This window comes from Pseudomonas sp. RC2C2 (assembly GCF_018390435.1).
GTDB lineage: Bacteria > Pseudomonadota > Gammaproteobacteria > Pseudomonadales > Pseudomonadaceae > Aquipseudomonas > Aquipseudomonas donghuensis.
In genome coordinates this window covers 2,760,073-2,776,694 of record NZ_JAHBAX010000001.1, presented here as the reverse complement: position 1 = coordinate 2,776,694, position 16,622 = coordinate 2,760,073, and the positions used below count along the sequence as shown (strand labels likewise).

Below are 16,622 nucleotides of genomic sequence, written 5' to 3'. Positions count from 1 at the left end.
CAAGCTTGTGAGGTTCATGCATGCCAACCGTAATTTCCACCGATGTGCTGATCGTCGGCGCCGGGGTCGCAGGCCTCTGGCTCAATGCCCGCCTGCGCCGGCTCGGCTATTCGACGGTGCTGGTGGAACGCGCCAGCCTCGGTGGCGAGCAAACCCTCAAGTCCCAGGGGATCATCCACGGCGGCGCCAAATATGCCCTGCACGGTGCCCTGACCGGCGCCTCGGAGGCCATCGCCGACATGCCGCGGCGCTGGCGCGAGGCCCTGGCCGGCAACGGCGAGCTGGACCTGTCCGGCGTGCGCCTGCTGTCTGACGCCCATTACTTGTGGTCACCCGGCACCCTGGCCGGCAATCTCACCAGCTTTTTTGCCAGCAAGGCGGTGCGCGGCCGTGTCGATCAGGTCAAGGGCGATCAACTGCCGCCTGCCCTGCAGGACCGCGCCTTCAAGGGCAAGGTCTATCGCCTGGCCGAATTGGTCGTCGATGTGCCGAGCCTGCTGAACAAGCTCGCGGAGCTGGCCGGCGACAGCCTGCTGGCCGCTCAATCCATCGAACCGCTGAACGACAATGGCGAGCTGCTTGGCTTGCGCGTCGACGGCCGCGAGATCCGCGCCCAACGCGTGGTGCTCAGCGCCGGTGCCGGCAATGCCGCGTTGCTTGAAGCCCTGGGCCTGAGCCAGCCGGCCATGCAGCGCCGGCCGCTGCACATGGTCATGGCCAAGGGCGCCAGCCTCAAGCCCTTGTACGCCCACTGCCTGGGCGGCGGGCCGAAGCCGCGCATCACCGTCACCAGCCACCCGGCAGCTGATGGCCAGTGGGTCTGGTACCTGGGCGGCGACCTGGCCGAAGCCGATGGCGTAGCCCGCGAACCTGAAGCGCAGATTGCGGCGGCGAAAAAAGAAGTCGGCAACCTGCTGCCCTGGATCGACCTCAGCCAGGTGCGCTGGGCCACCGTGCGCATCGACCGCGCCGAGCCCGCACAGTCGGGGCTGGTGCGCCCGGACAACGCCTTCCTTGCCGAGCAACAGCGTCTGCTGGTGGGCTGGCCGACCAAGCTGGCCCTGGCCCCGGACTTCAGCGACCGGGTGCTGGCCACCCTTGAGCGTGACGGCATCAAGCCGGCCGCTCAGGCTACCCTGCCCGAACTGCCCCGGCCACCCATGGCCCTGCCGGTGTGGGAGCAACTGCTGCCATGAGCCTGCCGAGCCTGCACGACCTGCATCGTCCCCTCGGCAGTACCGGCCTGACGGTGTCGCCACTGGGCCTGGGCACCGTCAAGCTCGGCCGCGACCAGGGCGTCAAGTACCCCAACGGCTTCACCATTCCCGACGACGCTGAAGCACGCATGCTGCTGGCCCAGGCCCGCGAGCTGGGCATCAACCTGATCGACACCGCGCCAGCCTACGGCCGCAGCGAGGAACGCCTCGGCCCGCTGTTGCGCGGTCAGCGTGAGCACTGGGTGATCGTCAGCAAGGTGGGCGAGGAGTTCGAAGACGGCCAGTCGCGTTTCGACTTCAGTGCAGCGCACACGCGCTTTTCCATCGAGCGCAGCCTCAAACGCCTGGAAACCGACTGCATCGACCTGGTGCTGGTGCATTCCGACGGCAACGATCTGCATATCCTCGAACATGAAGAGGTCTACCAGACCCTCGAAGCGTTGAAGCAGGAAGGCAAGATCCGAGGTTTCGGCCTTTCCGGCAAGACCGCAGCGGGCGGCCTCAAAGCGCTTGAGCGCGGCGATTGCGCCATGGTCACCTACAATCTGAACGAGCAGGCTGAACGACCGGTGATCGATTACGCTGCCGAACACGGCAAGGCGATCCTGGTGAAAAAGGCCCTGGCCAGTGGTCACGTGTGCCTGAGCCCGGGGGTCGATCCGGTGCGCGCCAGCTTCGAACTGCTGTTTGCCCAGCCTGGCGTCAGCAGTGCTATTGTCGGCACCATCAACCCGCTGCACCTGGCCCATAACGTGGCAACCGTTGCCAACGTCCTGCGCCACTGACATCCACGCCGCCGCCGCGGCCGACCCCAACGCAAGAAGGAGCCGACATGCCGCGAACGCTGATCCGCAAGAACCCCAGCAACTTCAAGACCCTGCCGCTGCACGTCGAGGCCAGCCCCGAAGGCCTCGTCTACCAGAGCATCGGCATGCCGCTGAACTTCGCCCAGACCCTGCAACGGCGCAAGCCGATCCAGCTCGCCGACAGCCAGCACTTTGCTATCGAGCTGGCCAATCTCGGCGTGTCGGTGCGCCTGACCCTGCGCTGGCAAAATCGCGATTACTGGGTGCTGGTGCGTCAGCGCCGTCAGGACCGCGGCGATGTGGTGCTGAAACTGATTTCAGGCTATGTGCCCGCTCAGGAGCTGAACCTGCCGCTGCATACGGCAATTCAGGAGGTTGCCGAAGAATGCCTGCTGGAAACCCCGGAAGGCTGGCTTGGCGGGCGCTTCAACGACACCTGGCTACCGGCTCCCTACGCTGACGCCTTGCACTACCGCGAAGCCCTGCCCTTCGTGCTCACTCCGCAGTCCGGCGCCGCACGCCCGGTGCGCTGCGCCAATCTGCAGTTGCTGGAGCGGCCTCGGGCCTACGTGCACTTGCCCACCGCGTCACTGCAGTTGATCTACGACCTGTGTCTGCAAGTCCCCCGCGAGGCCAAATCACTGAGCCTGTTCCACGTTGACGAGCGCCTTGAAGGCGACCAACTCGTCGCTCGCCTCAACCGCAAGCGCCCCGACCTGTACCTGATGCCGCTGGAAGACGGCCAGCCACGTGCCGAACTCTACACCCTGAGCAAGGATCGTCTGCTACCGGCCAGCACCCGCGGCCTGTACCTGGCCGAAAGCTTTGCCAGGCAGGAGGGATGGCTGGTCAGGGATGAGCGGATACGTTGGAAGGACTGGGTCAGGCAGCAAGGCCTGACGCCAGCGAAGCCGGACAGCGGCTTGAAGCGGCTGACCGGTAGAGCGCGGGAGCTGTTGCAGATGGCCCGTGGCGGATTGCGCAAGTAGAGCCGATCGCGGGGCGACTTGCCCCGCGATGTTTCAGTTCTTGCGGATCTTCTCGACGATAGCGGTGGTCGAGCTGTTTTCCACCAGCCCCAGCACCTTCACGGTGCCGCCGTAGGCCGTGACGATATCGGCGCCGACCACCTGGTCGATGCCATAGTCACCGCCCTTGACCAGCACGTCCGGCTTGACCTGGCTCAGCAGGTTCTCCGGCGTAACCTCAGGGAAGCTGATGACCCAGTCCACTGCCCCGAGGCCGGCCAGCACAGCCATGCGCCGGTCAACACTGTTGATCGGCCGGCCCGGACCTTTCAGGCGGCTGACCGAGGCATCATCGTTGACCGCGACAATCAGGCGATCGCCCTGGGCACGGGCCTGCTCCAGGTAGGTCACGTGACCGGCATGGAGGATGTCAAAGCAACCGTTGGTGAAGACGATCTTCTCGTTGTGCGCGCGGGCATCATCGATGGCCAGCAGCAGCTGGTCGAGGCTCAGCACGCCACGCTCGGAACCTTCTTCGCGCTGGATGGCGCGGCGCAACTCCGGGGCACTGATGGCTGCGGTACCCAGTTTGCCGACCACGATACCGGCGGCAAGATTGGCCAGGCCCACCGCATGGGGCAGCTCTTCGCCGGCAGCAATGGCTGCGGCCAGGGTCGAGATCACCGTATCGCCGGCACCCGTCACGTCAAACACTTCACGGGCCCGGGCAGGCAGGTGCAGGGCCGGGTGACCAGGACGCAGCAAGGTCATGCCGTGCTCGCCACGGGTCACCAGCAAGGCACCGAGCTCCAGCTCGCTCATTAGTTGGCCACCCTTGGCCACCAGCTCGGCCTCGTCGGCGCAACGGCCAACGATGGTTTCGAACTCGCTGAGGTTGGGGGTGATCAGGCTGGCACCACGGTAGATCGAGAAATCCTTGCCCTTGGGGTCGGCCAGCACCGGAATGCCCTTGGCCCGGGCCGCCTGGATCAGGCTCTGGTGGTTTTTCAACGCTCCCTTGCCATAGTCCGACAGGACCAGCACCTTGACGCCATCGAGCAGCGCATCGACCTCGGTGCCCAGGGACAACGGGTCGGTGGCAAAGGGCTCTTCAAAGTCGATACGCAGCAACTGCTGATGGCGGCTCATGACCCGCAACTTGACGATGGTCGGCTGGTGGGCAATACGCTGGAAGATCGAGCGCACACCGGCAGCCTGCAGGCTGTTGGCGAGGCTGTCGGCCGCCTCGTCCTGGCCCGTCACGCCAACCAGTGCAGCCGGGGCCCCCAGGGCGGCGATGTTCAAGGCCACGTTGGCCGCGCCGCCGGGACGGTCCTCGATCTGTTCGACCTTGACCACCGGTACCGGCGCTTCAGGCGAAATCCGTGAGGTACCGCCATGCCAGTAGCGGTCGAGCATGACATCGCCCACCACCAGTACCGGGGCTTGATCGAAACGCGGCATGGACAACTTCATGGGCAACCCATATACAAAATAATTAACAGGGGCAGGATATTAGCACAGGCAAAGCGAAGGCTTGTTTACCGCCTTGTTGCCAGGCATTCCAAGGAAAGGCTGCCGGGGCACGACAGGCCCCGGCGCGTGTGAATCAGGTGATATCGGCCTTGGCCGGTTCGTCCAGGCCCATGGCATGCAGCCTGGCGTAATAGCCATTGGCAGCCAGCAACTCGGCATGGGTACCGCGCTCGACCAACTTGCCCTGATCCATGACCAGGATCATATCGGCCTTCTCGATAGTCGACAGACGGTGGGCGATCACCAGCGTGGTGCGCCCTTGCATCACGTGATCCAATGCGGCCTGGATGTGTCGCTCGGACTCGGTATCGAGGGCCGAAGTGGCCTCGTCGAGAATCAGCAACGGCGCATTCTTGAGCAGCGCCCGGGCAATCGCCAGGCGCTGGCGCTGACCACCGGAGAGCAGCACGCCATTCTCACCGACCTGGGTGTCGAAGCCTTGCGGCAACTGCTCGACGAACTCCTTGGCATAGGCATCGGCGGCAGCGGCTTCGATCTCGGCCCGCGGCGCACCGGCCAGGTCGCCATAAGCGATGTTGTTGGCCACGGTGTCGTTGAACAGGGTCACGTGCTGGGTCACCTGGGCGACGTGCTTGCGCAAGTTACGCAGTCGGTAGTTCTCGATCTCCACGCCGTCGAGCAGGATCTGCCCCTGGTCGTGGTGATAGAAGCGCGGGATCAATGCCGCCAGAGTCGACTTGCCACTGCCCGAACGCCCCACCAGGGCGATCATCTGCCCGGGTTCGGCGGTGAAGGAAATGTCGCTCAGGACCTGACGTTCGGTACCCGGATAGGTGAAATTCAGGTTACGGACCTCGAGGCGCCCCACAACACGGTCCAATTCAACGGTGCCACTGTCGACTTCCGGCGCCTCGTCCAGTTGCTCGAAAATGCTTTCGGCACCGGCCAGCCCCTTCTGGATGGTCGAACTGACTTCCGACAACTGGCGGATTGGCTTGGGCAGCAGGCCCGCCGCAGTGATATAGGCCACCAGATCACCGGCCGTAGCATCACCGCGCAGAAACAGCACCAGGAACATCAGCGCGGCCATGGCGGTATAGATCACCAGTTGCAGCATTGGTGTGTAGACCGCGCCGGTCTTGGTCATGCGCAGCTGCTTGTCGGTGTTGCTCTGGCTGGCATTGGCAAAGCGCTGTTGCTCATAGCTTTCGCCACCGAAGCTGCGCACGACGCGGTAGCCCTGGATGGTCTCGGAAGCGACGTGGGTGACATCGCCCATGGCCACCTGAATCTTCTTGCTCTGCTTGCGGAATTTCTTGCTCGCAGTTCCGACCATCAGCGCAATCACCGGCAGGATCGCCAGCATCACCAAGGTCAGTTTCCAGTTCATCCACAACAGGTAGACAAACAGGAAGACCACGGTCAGGCCTTCGCGGATCACCACCTTGATCGCATCGGTCGCAGCGCCGGTGACCATGGTCACGTTGAAGGTGATGCGCGAGATCAGGTGACCGGAGTTGTGGTTATCAAAGTAGCGGTTGGGCAGCACCAGCAGCTTGTTGAACAACTCGACCCGCAGGTCATGTACCAGACCCAGGGAGACTTTGGCCAGAAAGTAGTTGCCCAGGAACGAGCCGAGGCCCTGCCACGCTGCGATCAGCACGATCAGCAGTGGTACGGCCTGCAGCAACTGCAGGTCTTTCAGGTAAGGCACGGTGGGGAACAACACAGCCTGAGGGTTGCTCAAACCATCGACGAAATACTTGAGAATGCCGGCCAGCATTGGCTGGGTCGAGGCAAAGATCACAAAGCCGAGGATACTCAGCATAAAAATGCCGATGTACGGCTTCACATAGCTCAGCAGCCGGAAGTAGATTTTCAGGCTGGAGCTCTGCTCCGCCTCTCGCGGTGTTTCAGCCATCGTCGAGCTCGCTGTTCAGATTGAACCGGAAATTTTATCACAGCCTGGAGCTCGGGCACGCCCCCAGACCAGGACAGTGGCCAGGCCAACCGGCAGCCAGCTGATGAACCATTCAGCACGCGGGGTGCCAGTGAGGCTGGCGGCGTCAAACTGCATGGCCAGGGTCGAGAAAAGCCACAGGCCCATCAAGCCCTTGCCGAAGGCGGTGTCACGGGCTTTCCAGATTTCGCGTAATACACAAAGCCAGACAGCCAACCATAGCAGCATGCCGGGAATGCCCAGTTCTATTGCAATGTGAGTGAACATGTTATGCGCGTGATCAAACTCCAGGCCTACCGCCTGGATTTTATAGAACGCGCCCAATCCCAGGCCCGCCCATGGGTGCTCGGCAATCATCTGCAGGCTGGCCTGCAAGATTTCCGGTCGATAGGACGAGCCCCGCGCCATGATCAGCGGCTGCATCAAGACAAAAACAACAATCGCCACAACCATCGCCGCACCCGCGATCCAACAACTACGACGATCCCGGCACCAGATGGGCATGGCAAGCACTGAAATCAGCAGTGCCAGTGCCGCACCTCGACTCTGGCAGAGCAGCAGAAACATACCGAGGGCGATCAACGATAAGCCCCAGGCACCTTGCAACACCAGGGTGCGCGGCGGCCAATGAAGCATCCAGATAATGGCGGCAGCAATTACATAAGCGCCAAGAATAGGATGGGAAATTTCCCCTATACCGTAAAGTCGGGCATACCAGGGCTGTGCCTGAACCCCATAGAACAGCGCGATTGAACAGACCGCTGCGACCGCCAGACCAACACCGCCCCAGTTAAGCAGGCGCATCACACGCGCAGCGTCTGCATTGGCCATCATTGGAAAAAACAGCAGGAACACTGCGATATACACCAGGCGTTTGACCTCACGCCCACCCTCGTCGACACTGCTCCAGGAAAGACTCAGGGCAGACCAGCCAAGCAGCAGGGCAACCGAGAGCCATAGCCAGCGCTGGGCTTTCCAGGTATCAACAATGAGCACGCGAGCCGACCATAGCAACACCAGTGCCGGTAGCCACAAAAATGCGATCAAACCTTGCTGGTATACCTTGTTACTGGGCGCCAAAGCGATTGCCACCACGAACCACAACAAACCGATCGCCAGCCAGGACTGCGCCCAACGCCTTGCGTACATCATGCTTTTCCCCATCGTTTCAACAACACCGGCATGGTGCATCCTTAAAACTTTCGGCATTATTGCCGGTCATTTTGCTTGCCCGATGACAAGGCCCCTATCCATGCAATGTTCCCGGCTACCCCAGGTCGACTTCAATCAGCTGACACTCGGCGCCCAGGTCCTGGAGGCCGACAGCTACGGAGCTAAAGTCTACCTGCTAACCGATGGCAATATCCTCAAGCTGTTCCGACGCAAGCGGCTAATTTCATCTGCCTTGCTGCGACCTTACTCGCGTCGCTTCATCGACAACGCCTTGCAACTGAAGAAGCTTGGAGTTCCTACGCTTGAAGTACTCAAGTACTTCACCCTCGATGCCCCTGGCATGACCGCCGTGCTGTACCAACCTTTGCCCGGAGAAACCCTGCGCCAACTGTCCCGACAGCCGGGCTTCAGCTGGCAGAAGCACCTGCCGGAGCTGGTTGCCCTGATACAGCAGCTGCATCGTTCGGGCATCTACTTTCGCTCATTGCACCTGGGCAACATTGTGGTGACGCCACAACAGCAATGGGGCTTGATCGATGTGGCTGACATGCGTTTCCTGCGGGCGCCATTATCCGCACGACTGGTAAGGCGCAACGTGCAGCACTTTGCTCGCTACATTGGCCGAGAACAGTTGGGGGATGAGTTTCCCCTTGCAGAATTAGAGCGCGCCCTGTTGAAGTGAGGTTTTTCAGGGCGTGCGTAGCAGTTCACGGGAAGCCTGACTGAAACTCTGCCAGGCTTGATCCGGGGCCAGCGCCTGTTGCTGAGCCACCGCGACCTGTTCTGCAGGCAATGCCGTACAGTCAATGATCGCCTTGGCCCACGCCTGGGGATCGCCCGCCGGGGCATAAAGGCCCGCGTCACCCAATTGCTCGCGAAACACTGACAGATCGCTGCACAGTACCGGCACTTCTGCCATCACCGCCTCCTGGAGCACCAGCCCCAGGCCCTCAGCATGCGAGGGTATGAGCACCCAGTCAAATGCCCGGTAGAGTTGCGCCAGGCCGTTGCAATGGCCTGGCATCGAGACTTTATCAACCAGTCCCAGCGCCTTGAGCCGCCCTTCCAGCAATGCGCGTTGCACACCCTCACCAAGAATCACCAGGCGCAGGTCCGGCTGCTGCTGGCTAGCCTGAGCAAAGGCCTCCAGCAGGTAATCGAAACCCTTGCTATCAACGAGGCGGCCGACTGCACCCATTACCCGCACTCCTCGGGTTGGCAAGTTCAACGCCAGTCGGGCTTGCTCCGGCTCAAGCAGGCCACGGCGAAACCCTTTTGGCTCGAGGGCTGTACGTAATACGTTGACTGGTATGCCGAGGTCTTGCTCCAACGCGCTGGCAAGGGTCTGGGATACCGCCACAATACTCAACCGACTGCTGGGGATCGCGCGTAGCAAGGCGACATCTGCCCGACGTAAACGGGTCTTGCCGTGAAAGACGATAGCTGCCCGGACATCCGGCATTTTCTGCACGACCGGCAGAATCAGCCGCGACACCCCCAACCCATCCAGCACCAGCACCTGCGCATTGGCCTGCTCCAGCGCTTCACGCAGGCGGCCATGCAACCAGGGCCTGAGCAACACCCACAGATGCCGCCCCTTGAGCAGACGATGGGACAACTGCCACTCACGTGTCGATTCTGCGCTGCAGCAGGAACCCCGGCCTTGCAGTAGCCAACTGCTGATCCTTGCCCCAGGCTCCGCCTGGGACAAAATCTGCTGGTGAACCTTGTGCACCGAGCTATAGGCCGAGCCACCTGCCCACATGATGTTGACGATATTCACGGGGAGCCCCCCCCCTGCGTCGGACTGGATAACTGGCAAACCAGAAGTATCAATTCGCAAGAAGGCCAACCCACACTCCCATTGCAAATCCGATCAACAACATGACTGCCAGCTTGACCCGCTCGCGCTGACGCCGGCGGGCTTTACGCTGACGCTCTTCAGGCAGACTCACGTGCATGCCGAAGCCTGTGTGCAACACTGCGTCACCTTCCAGGCTCACCCCAGTCAGGTTCAACTCGGCATAGCGCTTTGACAATGCCTTTTCACCAGCATAGGCGGCAAACGGCGCACAGCGCTGATAATCGCTCAGGCGGCGCAAACCGGGGTTCAGCGAGAAGCTTTGCCACTCGGGCTTGTCCGACAGCAATGGGTAGCAGGGAACACCGGCGATCACCTGGCGCTCGCCCAGATGGATATACGGGCTGTGCAATTTCAGGTCGTAGACATAGCTACGCAACCAGACCTGCAGGAGCTGCGGGCTGACCGCCAGGATCGCCAGCGAGTCCTCGACAAAGCCTGGGCGGTAGAACTCCCAGTCATCCTCGCAATGGAAGATGTAGGGGGTCTTTACGTGACTATAGGAAAGGTCGATCGACGCCAACTGGCCCAGCTTCGGGCGATTGACGAAGACCGTGCAGTACGGCTTCCAGTGCTCGGGGATAGCCTGGTGAACAGCCTCATCCCCGGAGTCCTCGGTGATGAACACTTCACGAATAGGCGCGGTATTGAACCGGTCAAAGCTTTCCAGCGTAAGTTTTAGCAAATCGAAGCGTCCGCAACTGGTGACAACCAGTGTTACGTCACTATCTTGGCAGAATCGCACCGGACCCCCTCCCCATAAACTGTATTCAAATGTTCAAGACTACTTGCCTGGTTTCAGGACAGCCGGCTCATATGCCCAGTCTCAAACGCAAGCGCTGCCAGCCGGTCAGGGCTGGACGGGGACGAAGAGGTGGCTGCATTTTTTCCACGATGCTACGACCTACCTGGGCGAAGCTGAATTGCGAGACCGCCAGATCACGACCGTTATTGCTGATTCGCTCAACCAGTTCAGGGTCGGCACGCAACACTTTCAGCTTCTCTTGCAACTGGGCAATGCTGTCATAGAGCACCACGTTATGCATGTCTTTGAGGCCCAGGGCGCGATTCTCCGCCTCACCCTGGCTAAAGGCCAGCAAAACGCAGCCACAGGCCATCGCCTCGAAATTCTTGATCATGTATTCGCCCATGCCGACATCCGCGCTGACAAAAAAGCGGATGCGGTTGAGCGTGTTGCAGTATTCTTCGCCCGACTTGGTGCGCGTAACCAGCAGGTTTTCAACCTGGGCCAGCTCGTCGAGCAGCGCCTTGCGGCCACTGTAGGCAACACTGTTGGTACTGCCGACGAACGCCAGCTCGATGTCCCGCTCACGCCCCTGGTCGGCCAGCAACTGCTGGTCGTAGCCCTTGGGCACAAACACAGCATCAAAACCTTCCTGGCATAGCTGTTCGCTGACCCTGTAGCCGGAACTGATCACCCGCGCCCAGGGCAACTGGCGGTAGTGAGCGCTGAACTTGCCGGTGTACTTGCACGGGATGTAATTCTGGTAGGCATCATGTTCGAGGATGACCAGGTTGGGCACCGTGCGAATGAAGCCAACCTGGCGAATCTCTTGCTTGAAGCGCAGGAAGAACACGATCCGGTCGTACTTGTCGACCTCGACTTCGCGGCGAAAATAACGACGCAGATTACGCTGATCGTCACTGCTCAGCCAGCGCAGATCACAGTCGCAATGCGCAGCAACACCGTCATACAAGCGATCAAGGATCGCCCGTTGTTCTTTCTGCACCAGAAATAGAACTTTCATTGTCTTCCTTGCGGCGCTCGGGCCACAGCTTTCAATCTTGCAGCGTCATGATCAGAGGTCACGACGCCAGAACAATTCATGGCGACGCACGGCCTTGCGGAAAAATTCGTTCTCGCCATAAGGCGAAGCTCGGCGCCCGGCCAGCCAGCGTTGCAGCAAGCGGCGCAGGCGGCGCTTGAACGGTGCAGGAGGCTGCAGGTCGTGCATCATGCCCAGTGCCATGGCCTTGTCGCGCTGGCTTGGCAAGTCCAGCACCAGGCTGTAGGGCACCCAGCCCTGGCTCGCCTCCAGTTGCGGCGGCAAGGCCACCCCTGTACCGCTGTCACCCATTGGCCAACGGTCGTTGTCATACAGGTGATTGGCATAACACAGCAGGGTTTCAGGCTGCCATTCCAGGCCCAGCAACGCCTCAAGCACGGCCGCCTGGGCGCAGATGTGGTCAGGGTGCGGATCGAGAGTCGGGTGTGGCATCACCAGCACCTGTGGCCGGGCCTTGAGCAACAGTGCACGCAAATCGGCCAGCAGGTTGTTCCAGGTCGGCGCGCCGTCCTGGTCACCCGGCAGGGTCAGCGGGTTGAACTGGCGGAACAGGCGAGTATCGGTAAGCCCGGCCTCGCGCGAAGCCATCGGCTCTGCAGGCTCGGCCTGCATGACCGGGAGCTGCAAGCAGAAATACCCAAGCTGCACGCAGCGAGATTCCGGCACACCCGCCCAGCGCGGCACGGCGATGCTGTCCCAGGCCCGCAAGCGGCCCTTCAAACGTGCAGCCTCGGCCTTCTCCAGGCCCATTTTCTGGTAGTGTTCGGCTTCGATTTCACCAGCAGTCAAGGTCACCACCCAGGTCTCCTCGGCCTGGCTGTAGAGGCCAAATGCAGCGAGTTCGGCATCATCGGCATGGGGCGCAATGACCATCACCCGTCGTTGGCGCAGGTCCGCGCACGCTGCAACCCACAGCTGCGCTTCGCCCTCCAGCCGGCAGTAGCGCCCACGCAGGCGCAGGCCCCCAGCCATGAGCGGTTCAGCCAGCCCGGTAAGGTTCAGGTAACGAAGACCGTTTACGCCCCGTTCGAAGGTCTGAACATCTTCACCGCCCAGGCTTACCGCAGGGTCGAGGAAACGCCCCAGCCAACCGCTCTTCAGGCGCAGCTGAAGGATCAGCGTTTCGTCACCGCCAAGCTGCAGCGGCGAGTGCAGGCGCACAAGACCGTCGACCAGTGCGGCCGGATGGGCCACGCAGCCTGGCGGGAACTGATACTGATAGTCCTCGGTCGGCGAATAGAACAGGTGATCGGCAAACCACGCCTCGTGAGCCGCCCACAGCAGCGGCAGCAACAGCAGCGGCAGCCACCACTGGACAAAAATGCCCAGGGCGAGCAGCACCAGCAGACCAATCAGCAGCCCCAGGCGCTTGTTGCGCCGGTGGCGCTTGAGCAACTGCTGCTTGCGGCTCACACCTGAAACACCGGCACAGGGTTGCACCAACGGTCCTTGTACTCACGATCGGCACGGCCGAAGGAGAAACGCAGGGGCTTGTCGCGCGTGCGGGCGTCTTCCCAGGCGGCCTGGGTATTGAGGAAGCTCAGTACGCTGCCAGGGCTGAAAGCCTTGGTTTGCGGGTCGACACCGCCGTTGATGTATTCGACGCTGATCCACTGCGGCGCTTCGACCCGGTAAACCAGCTGGATGGCAATCGGCGCACCCTCAAGAAACAACACCGAACCGATCAACAACTCGCGCAGGCGCTCGATCACTTCGGCCATGCGCTCGCCACCGGTGGCCGGGAACTCCCAGCGGCGCTGGAACAGATCGCAGTAGATTGCGGCAAGTTCAGCACTGGAGAAATCCGTGACCGGCCGCACCTGGCCGCCCGCCTCTTCGAGCAAACGCAGTTCGCGGCGCTGGTTGTAGCGAAACTTCTTCGACAGGTCTTCAGGCGTACGCGCCATGGCCAGCGCTTCGGTCTGCGGCTTGAGGTTGGCAAAGCGGCCCTGGTTGAGCTCGGACAGATAGCGCCCGGCATGACGCAGCGGCGCCTGGGTATCGGCGGCAGCCGGCAGGATCAGCTCGGCGTTGCCCAGGTCGTACAGGCCTTTTTTGCCCTGACGCTTGAGCACATCCTTGGACAGTGCCAGATGGCGGCCCCAGGTAGGAATCGCGGCCTTGAGCTCGCCATTGCGCTGCCAACCCAGGTAACGCACCGGGATCTGTGCCAGATCAGCCAGTTGCTCGACCACCAGCGGATGGGTGGCGACACTGCCACCAAATTGGTGCCAGACCTGAGCGTAGGTAGCCGCATCGATCTGCGTCCAGCCGCGCTCGCGCCAGCCTTGAATATGATTGAGCATCAGGCCTCCGCCGCCAGCGCACGAACGTGCGGCAGTTGCCAGAAGGCCTCGCGCACCGCGGCATCGGAGAAACGCTCACGCAGGCGTTCAAGCATGCGCCCGGCACATTCCTGGCGTTGCCCTGGATCGAGCGCAGCCAGGTGCTGCAAGCCCTGGCCCAGGCGCTCGGCGTCGCCCAGCGGGAACAGGATGCCGACACCCTCGACCACCTCGACCGCACCACCACAGGCCGTGGCCAGCAGCGGTACACCAGCGACCATGGCTTCGAGCAAGACCATGCCGAACGGCTCGTGGTCGGAGCTCAAGGCGAAGGCGTCGAAAGCACGGAAGTAATGCCGGGCATCAGGCACCTGACCGAGAAAATCCACCTGCGCGGAAATACCGAGCTCGGCGGCCTGGTCCTTGAGCTTCTGCTCCAGGCGGCCCTTGCCGAGAATTACCAGCCGAGCACCGGCCGGCAGCTGCGGCAGAGCCTGGGCAAAACCACGCAGCAAGGTGGCCTGGTCCTTGTCCGGATGCAGGCGGCCGACGTTGCCGACAATCCATGCTTGCGGGTCCAGGCCCAACGCCTCGCGCGCCTGCGCGGCAGGTACCTGGCTGGCCTGCAGCGCCTCGATGTCGATGCGGTTGTAGAGGGTCTGGATACGCTCGGCCGGCCACTTGGGCAGGCATTTGCGCATGTCGTCGCGCACCGCATCAGAGACACCGAGCAGGCTCAGGCGCTTGCTGAACAGGTTGGCAAACAGCTGGCGGCTGCCCCGCAAATAGTCACCAAACGCGTGGTGCACGCCAATCACCGGCAAGCGCGTGCCAAGCAAGGCGATATAGATAGGCTTGAAGCGGTGAGCGATACAGAAGCTGAACTCGCGGCTGGCGACGATCCGCCGTAACGCACGGATCGCCCCCAGCTTCAGGCCACGGATGGCCTTGGAGCTGAACCCGAGGAAGATCACTTCATCCGAGGCGCAGCCGGCCGCTACCTGAGGGTCGGCAGCGCCGGTAAGGAACACCGTGGTGACCTTGTAGCCGCTGCCGTCGAACAGACTGGCGTACTGGCGCGCGCAGTCCAGAAACGGACCGTCATATCCATGACAGAACTGCAGTACGCGTTTTTCAGCCCTGGACGTCATAGGTGTCCGCGCCGTCCTTGACCACCAGGATGTCTTCCATGATCAGGTACTGCAGGTCCGAGCCGAAGAACATGTTCAGCGCATCGGTCGGCGAGCAGATCATCGGCTCGCCACGGCGGTTGAGCGAGGTGTTCAACGACACGCCGTTACCGGTCAGGGTCTCCAGCGCTTTCATCATGTCGTAATAGCGCGGATTGTACTCGCGTTTGAGCACCTGGGCCCGCGAGGTGCCGTCTTCGTGGACGACTTCCGGCACGCGGGTCTTCCACTCTTCAGCCACTTCGAAGGTGAAGGTCATGAACGGCGCCGGATGATCGATCTTGATCATCTGCGGTGCGACGGTGTCGAGCATCGACGGGCAGAAAGGCCTCCAGCGCTCGCGGAACTTGATCTGGTGGTTGATGCGGTCGGCAACGCCTTCCACGCTTGGGCAACCAATGATCGAACGACCACCGAGCGCGCGCGGGCCGAACTCCATGCGGCCCTGGAACCAGGCCACCGGGTTGCCGTCGACCATGATCTTGGCGATCTGCTCGGGCATGTTCTCCAGCTTGCGCCATTTCGGCTGGCTCGGGTGACGCGCACAGGCGGCGATCACGTCCTCGTTGGAGTATGCCGGACCGAGGTAGACGTGTTCCATCTTCTCGACCGGCACGCCACGGGCGTGGGACACATAGGCAGCAGCACCCACCGCGGTACCGGCGTCGCCGGAAGCCGGCTGGACGAACAGTTCCTTGAGGTCTGGACGGGCAATGATCTTCTGGTTGAGCTTGACGTTCAGCGCGCAACCACCGGCAAAGGCCAGCTTGCCGGTCTCCTTGAGGATGTCGCCCAGATAATGGTCGATCATCTGCAGGGCGAGCTTCTCGAACAGCGCCTGCATGCTCGCGGCGTAGTGGATGTACGGCTCGTCGGCGATGTCGCCTTCGCGTTTCGGGCCCAGCCATTCGATGAGCTTGGGCGAGAAGTAGAAGCCTTTGCCCTTCTCTTTATACCGACGCAGGCCGATGACGTTGGCGTAGTCGGTGTTGATCACCAGCTCGCCGTTCTCGAACGAGGCCAGGCGCGAGAAATCGTACTTGCTGGCATCGCCGTACGGCGCCATGCCCATGACCTTGAACTCGCCATCGAGCATCTCGAAGCCGAGGAACTCGGTGATCGCGCCATACAGGCCGCCCAACGAGTCCGGGTCGAAGAATTCCTTGATCTTGTGGATCTTGCCGTTTTCGCCGTAGCCAAAGAAGGTCGTGGCGTATTCGCCTTTACCGTCGATACCGAGGATCGCGGTCTTCTCCTTGAAGCCCGAGCAGTGGTAGGCACTGGAGGCATGAGCCAGGTGGTGCTCGACCGGCTCGATCTTGACCTTCTTCGGGTCGAAGCCCAGTTGCTCCAGGCACCAGACGATTTTCTTGCGATAGCGCTTGTAGCGACGGTTGCCCATCAGGATCGCGTCAAGGGCGCGGTCCGGGGCATACCAGTAACGCTTGGCGTAGTGCCAGCGAGCCTTGCCGAACAGGCTGATCGGGGCGAACGGGATCGCTACCACGTCAACGTCGGACGGTTTGATACCGGCCTGTTCCAGGCAGAACTTCGCCGATTCGTAGGGCATGCGGTTCTTTGCATGTTTATCGCGCACGAAGCGCTCTTCTTCAGCGGCGGCAATCAGCTTGCCGTCGATGTACAGAGCCGCGGAAGGGTCATGACTAAGGGCGCCGGACAGGCCAAGAATCGTCAATGCCAAGGGTCTAGCCTCTTCAATCTGTAAATATGCGCGCGGGCCATTGGGGCGGGCGGCAGCCAAAGCGCGGGATTATAACGCAAAGCGTAGGAGCGGGCTTGCCCCGCGATTGCATACATTCAGACACACCGCATTGCGGGGCAAGCCCGCTCCTACAG

The 16,622-nt window shown here is 61.8% G+C and carries 14 protein-coding genes; 4 read left to right on the top strand and 10 right to left on the bottom strand.

Annotated elements, in window-relative coordinates; all coding sequences use genetic code 11:
• The first annotated feature begins 20 nt into the window (after nt 1-20).
• From KHO53_RS12815 to KHO53_RS12805, 3 genes are read left to right on the top strand one after another with little or no spacing between them, the layout of a single operon-like run.
• Nucleotides 21-1,196: an NAD(P)/FAD-dependent oxidoreductase gene (locus KHO53_RS12815; protein ID WP_213570364.1), complete on the top strand. Its 1,176-nt coding sequence runs from the start codon at nt 21-23 to the stop codon at nt 1,194-1,196.
• On the top strand, nt 1,193-2,002 hold the full coding sequence (locus KHO53_RS12810) for an aldo/keto reductase (RefSeq protein ID WP_010221559.1): 810 nt from the start codon (nt 1,193-1,195) through the stop codon (nt 2,000-2,002). The genes KHO53_RS12815 and KHO53_RS12810 overlap by 4 nt, the downstream gene beginning before the upstream one ends.
• A 47-nt stretch (nt 2,003-2,049) precedes the next feature.
• Nucleotides 2,050-3,012 carry a hypothetical protein gene (locus tag KHO53_RS12805; RefSeq protein WP_010221558.1) on the top strand — a complete coding sequence of 321 codons (963 nt, stop codon included), beginning with the start codon at nt 2,050-2,052 and terminating at the stop codon, nt 3,010-3,012.
• A gap of 33 nt (nt 3,013-3,045) precedes the next feature.
• On the opposite strand, the gene hldE is transcribed toward KHO53_RS12805, so the two are convergent.
• From hldE to KHO53_RS12790, 3 genes are all read right to left on the bottom strand, one after another.
• Nucleotides 3,046-4,467 (bottom strand): bifunctional D-glycero-beta-D-manno-heptose-7-phosphate kinase/D-glycero-beta-D-manno-heptose 1-phosphate adenylyltransferase HldE, encoded by a 1,422-nt coding sequence (gene hldE, locus KHO53_RS12800; RefSeq protein ID WP_213570363.1) that lies wholly within the window; start codon nt 4,465-4,467, stop codon nt 3,046-3,048.
• Between the two features lie 133 nt (nt 4,468-4,600).
• Nucleotides 4,601-6,409, bottom strand: a complete 1,809-nt coding sequence (gene msbA, locus KHO53_RS12795; RefSeq protein WP_036995483.1) for a lipid A export permease/ATP-binding protein MsbA — start codon at nt 6,407-6,409, stop codon at nt 4,601-4,603.
• A 15-nt stretch (nt 6,410-6,424) separates the two neighbouring features.
• On the bottom strand, nt 6,425-7,600 hold the full coding sequence (locus KHO53_RS12790) for an O-antigen ligase family protein (RefSeq protein WP_189638169.1): 1,176 nt from the start codon (nt 7,598-7,600) through the stop codon (nt 6,425-6,427).
• A 100-nt stretch (nt 7,601-7,700) separates the two neighbouring features.
• On the opposite strand from KHO53_RS12790, the gene KHO53_RS12785 reads away from it, so the two are divergent.
• A complete protein-coding gene (locus tag KHO53_RS12785; RefSeq protein ID WP_213570362.1) occupies nt 7,701-8,303 on the top strand; it encodes a BUD32 family EKC/KEOPS complex subunit in 603 nt (200 codons plus the stop codon).
• A 6-nt stretch (nt 8,304-8,309) separates the two neighbouring features.
• Here KHO53_RS12785 and KHO53_RS12780 read toward each other — a convergent pair whose 3' ends face one another.
• From KHO53_RS12780 to KHO53_RS12750, 7 genes are all read right to left on the bottom strand, one after another.
• On the bottom strand, nt 8,310-9,404 hold the full coding sequence (locus KHO53_RS12780) for a glycosyltransferase (protein ID WP_100782928.1): 1,095 nt from the start codon (nt 9,402-9,404) through the stop codon (nt 8,310-8,312).
• A 49-nt stretch (nt 9,405-9,453) separates the two neighbouring features.
• Nucleotides 9,454-10,227: a glycosyltransferase family 2 protein gene (locus tag KHO53_RS12775; RefSeq protein ID WP_213570361.1), complete on the bottom strand. Its 774-nt coding sequence runs from the start codon at nt 10,225-10,227 to the stop codon at nt 9,454-9,456.
• A 67-nt stretch (nt 10,228-10,294) separates the two neighbouring features.
• Nucleotides 10,295-11,251, bottom strand: coding sequence for a glycosyltransferase family protein (locus KHO53_RS12770; protein WP_036995475.1), 957 nt, complete (start codon nt 11,249-11,251; stop codon nt 10,295-10,297).
• 51 nt (nt 11,252-11,302) lie between these two features.
• Nucleotides 11,303-12,703, bottom strand: a complete 1,401-nt coding sequence (locus KHO53_RS12765) for a PIG-L deacetylase family protein (RefSeq protein WP_213570360.1) — start codon at nt 12,701-12,703, stop codon at nt 11,303-11,305.
• Nucleotides 12,700-13,596: an antimicrobial resistance protein Mig-14 gene (locus tag KHO53_RS12760; protein WP_100782888.1), complete on the bottom strand. Its 897-nt coding sequence runs from the start codon at nt 13,594-13,596 to the stop codon at nt 12,700-12,702. The genes KHO53_RS12765 and KHO53_RS12760 overlap by 4 nt, the downstream gene beginning before the upstream one ends.
• Nucleotides 13,596-14,726 carry a glycosyltransferase gene (locus tag KHO53_RS12755; RefSeq protein WP_100782887.1) on the bottom strand — a complete coding sequence of 377 codons (1,131 nt, stop codon included), beginning with the start codon at nt 14,724-14,726 and terminating at the stop codon, nt 13,596-13,598. The genes KHO53_RS12760 and KHO53_RS12755 overlap by 1 nt, the downstream gene beginning before the upstream one ends.
• Entirely contained in the window at nt 14,710-16,467 is a 1,758-nt protein-coding gene (locus KHO53_RS12750) for a carbamoyltransferase family protein (RefSeq protein ID WP_036995471.1), read from the bottom strand. The genes KHO53_RS12755 and KHO53_RS12750 overlap by 17 nt, the downstream gene beginning before the upstream one ends.
• Between the last annotated feature and the right edge of the window lie 155 nt (nt 16,468-16,622).

Excerpts from the sequence above, each read along its gene's own strand:
- KHO53_RS12815 (WP_213570364.1), top strand. The coding sequence starts at position 21 with ATGCCAACCGTAATTTCCACCGATGTGCTGATCGTCGGCGCCGGGGTC.
- KHO53_RS12810 (WP_010221559.1), top strand. The coding sequence starts at position 1,193 with ATGAGCCTGCCGAGCCTGCACGACCTGCATCGTCCCCTCGGCAGTACC.
- KHO53_RS12805 (WP_010221558.1), top strand. The coding sequence starts at position 2,050 with ATGCCGCGAACGCTGATCCGCAAGAACCCCAGCAACTTCAAGACCCTG.
- hldE (WP_213570363.1), bottom strand. The coding sequence starts at position 4,467 with ATGAAGTTGTCCATGCCGCGTTTCGATCAAGCCCCGGTACTGGTGGTG.
- msbA (WP_036995483.1), bottom strand. The coding sequence starts at position 6,409 with ATGGCTGAAACACCGCGAGAGGCGGAGCAGAGCTCCAGCCTGAAAATC.
- KHO53_RS12790 (WP_189638169.1), bottom strand. The coding sequence starts at position 7,600 with ATGATGTACGCAAGGCGTTGGGCGCAGTCCTGGCTGGCGATCGGTTTG.
- KHO53_RS12785 (WP_213570362.1), top strand. The coding sequence starts at position 7,701 with ATGCAATGTTCCCGGCTACCCCAGGTCGACTTCAATCAGCTGACACTC.
- KHO53_RS12770 (WP_036995475.1), bottom strand. The coding sequence starts at position 11,251 with ATGAAAGTTCTATTTCTGGTGCAGAAAGAACAACGGGCGATCCTTGAT.
- KHO53_RS12760 (WP_100782888.1), bottom strand. The coding sequence starts at position 13,596 with ATGCTCAATCATATTCAAGGCTGGCGCGAGCGCGGCTGGACGCAGATC.
- KHO53_RS12755 (WP_100782887.1), bottom strand. The coding sequence starts at position 14,726 with ATGACGTCCAGGGCTGAAAAACGCGTACTGCAGTTCTGTCATGGATAT.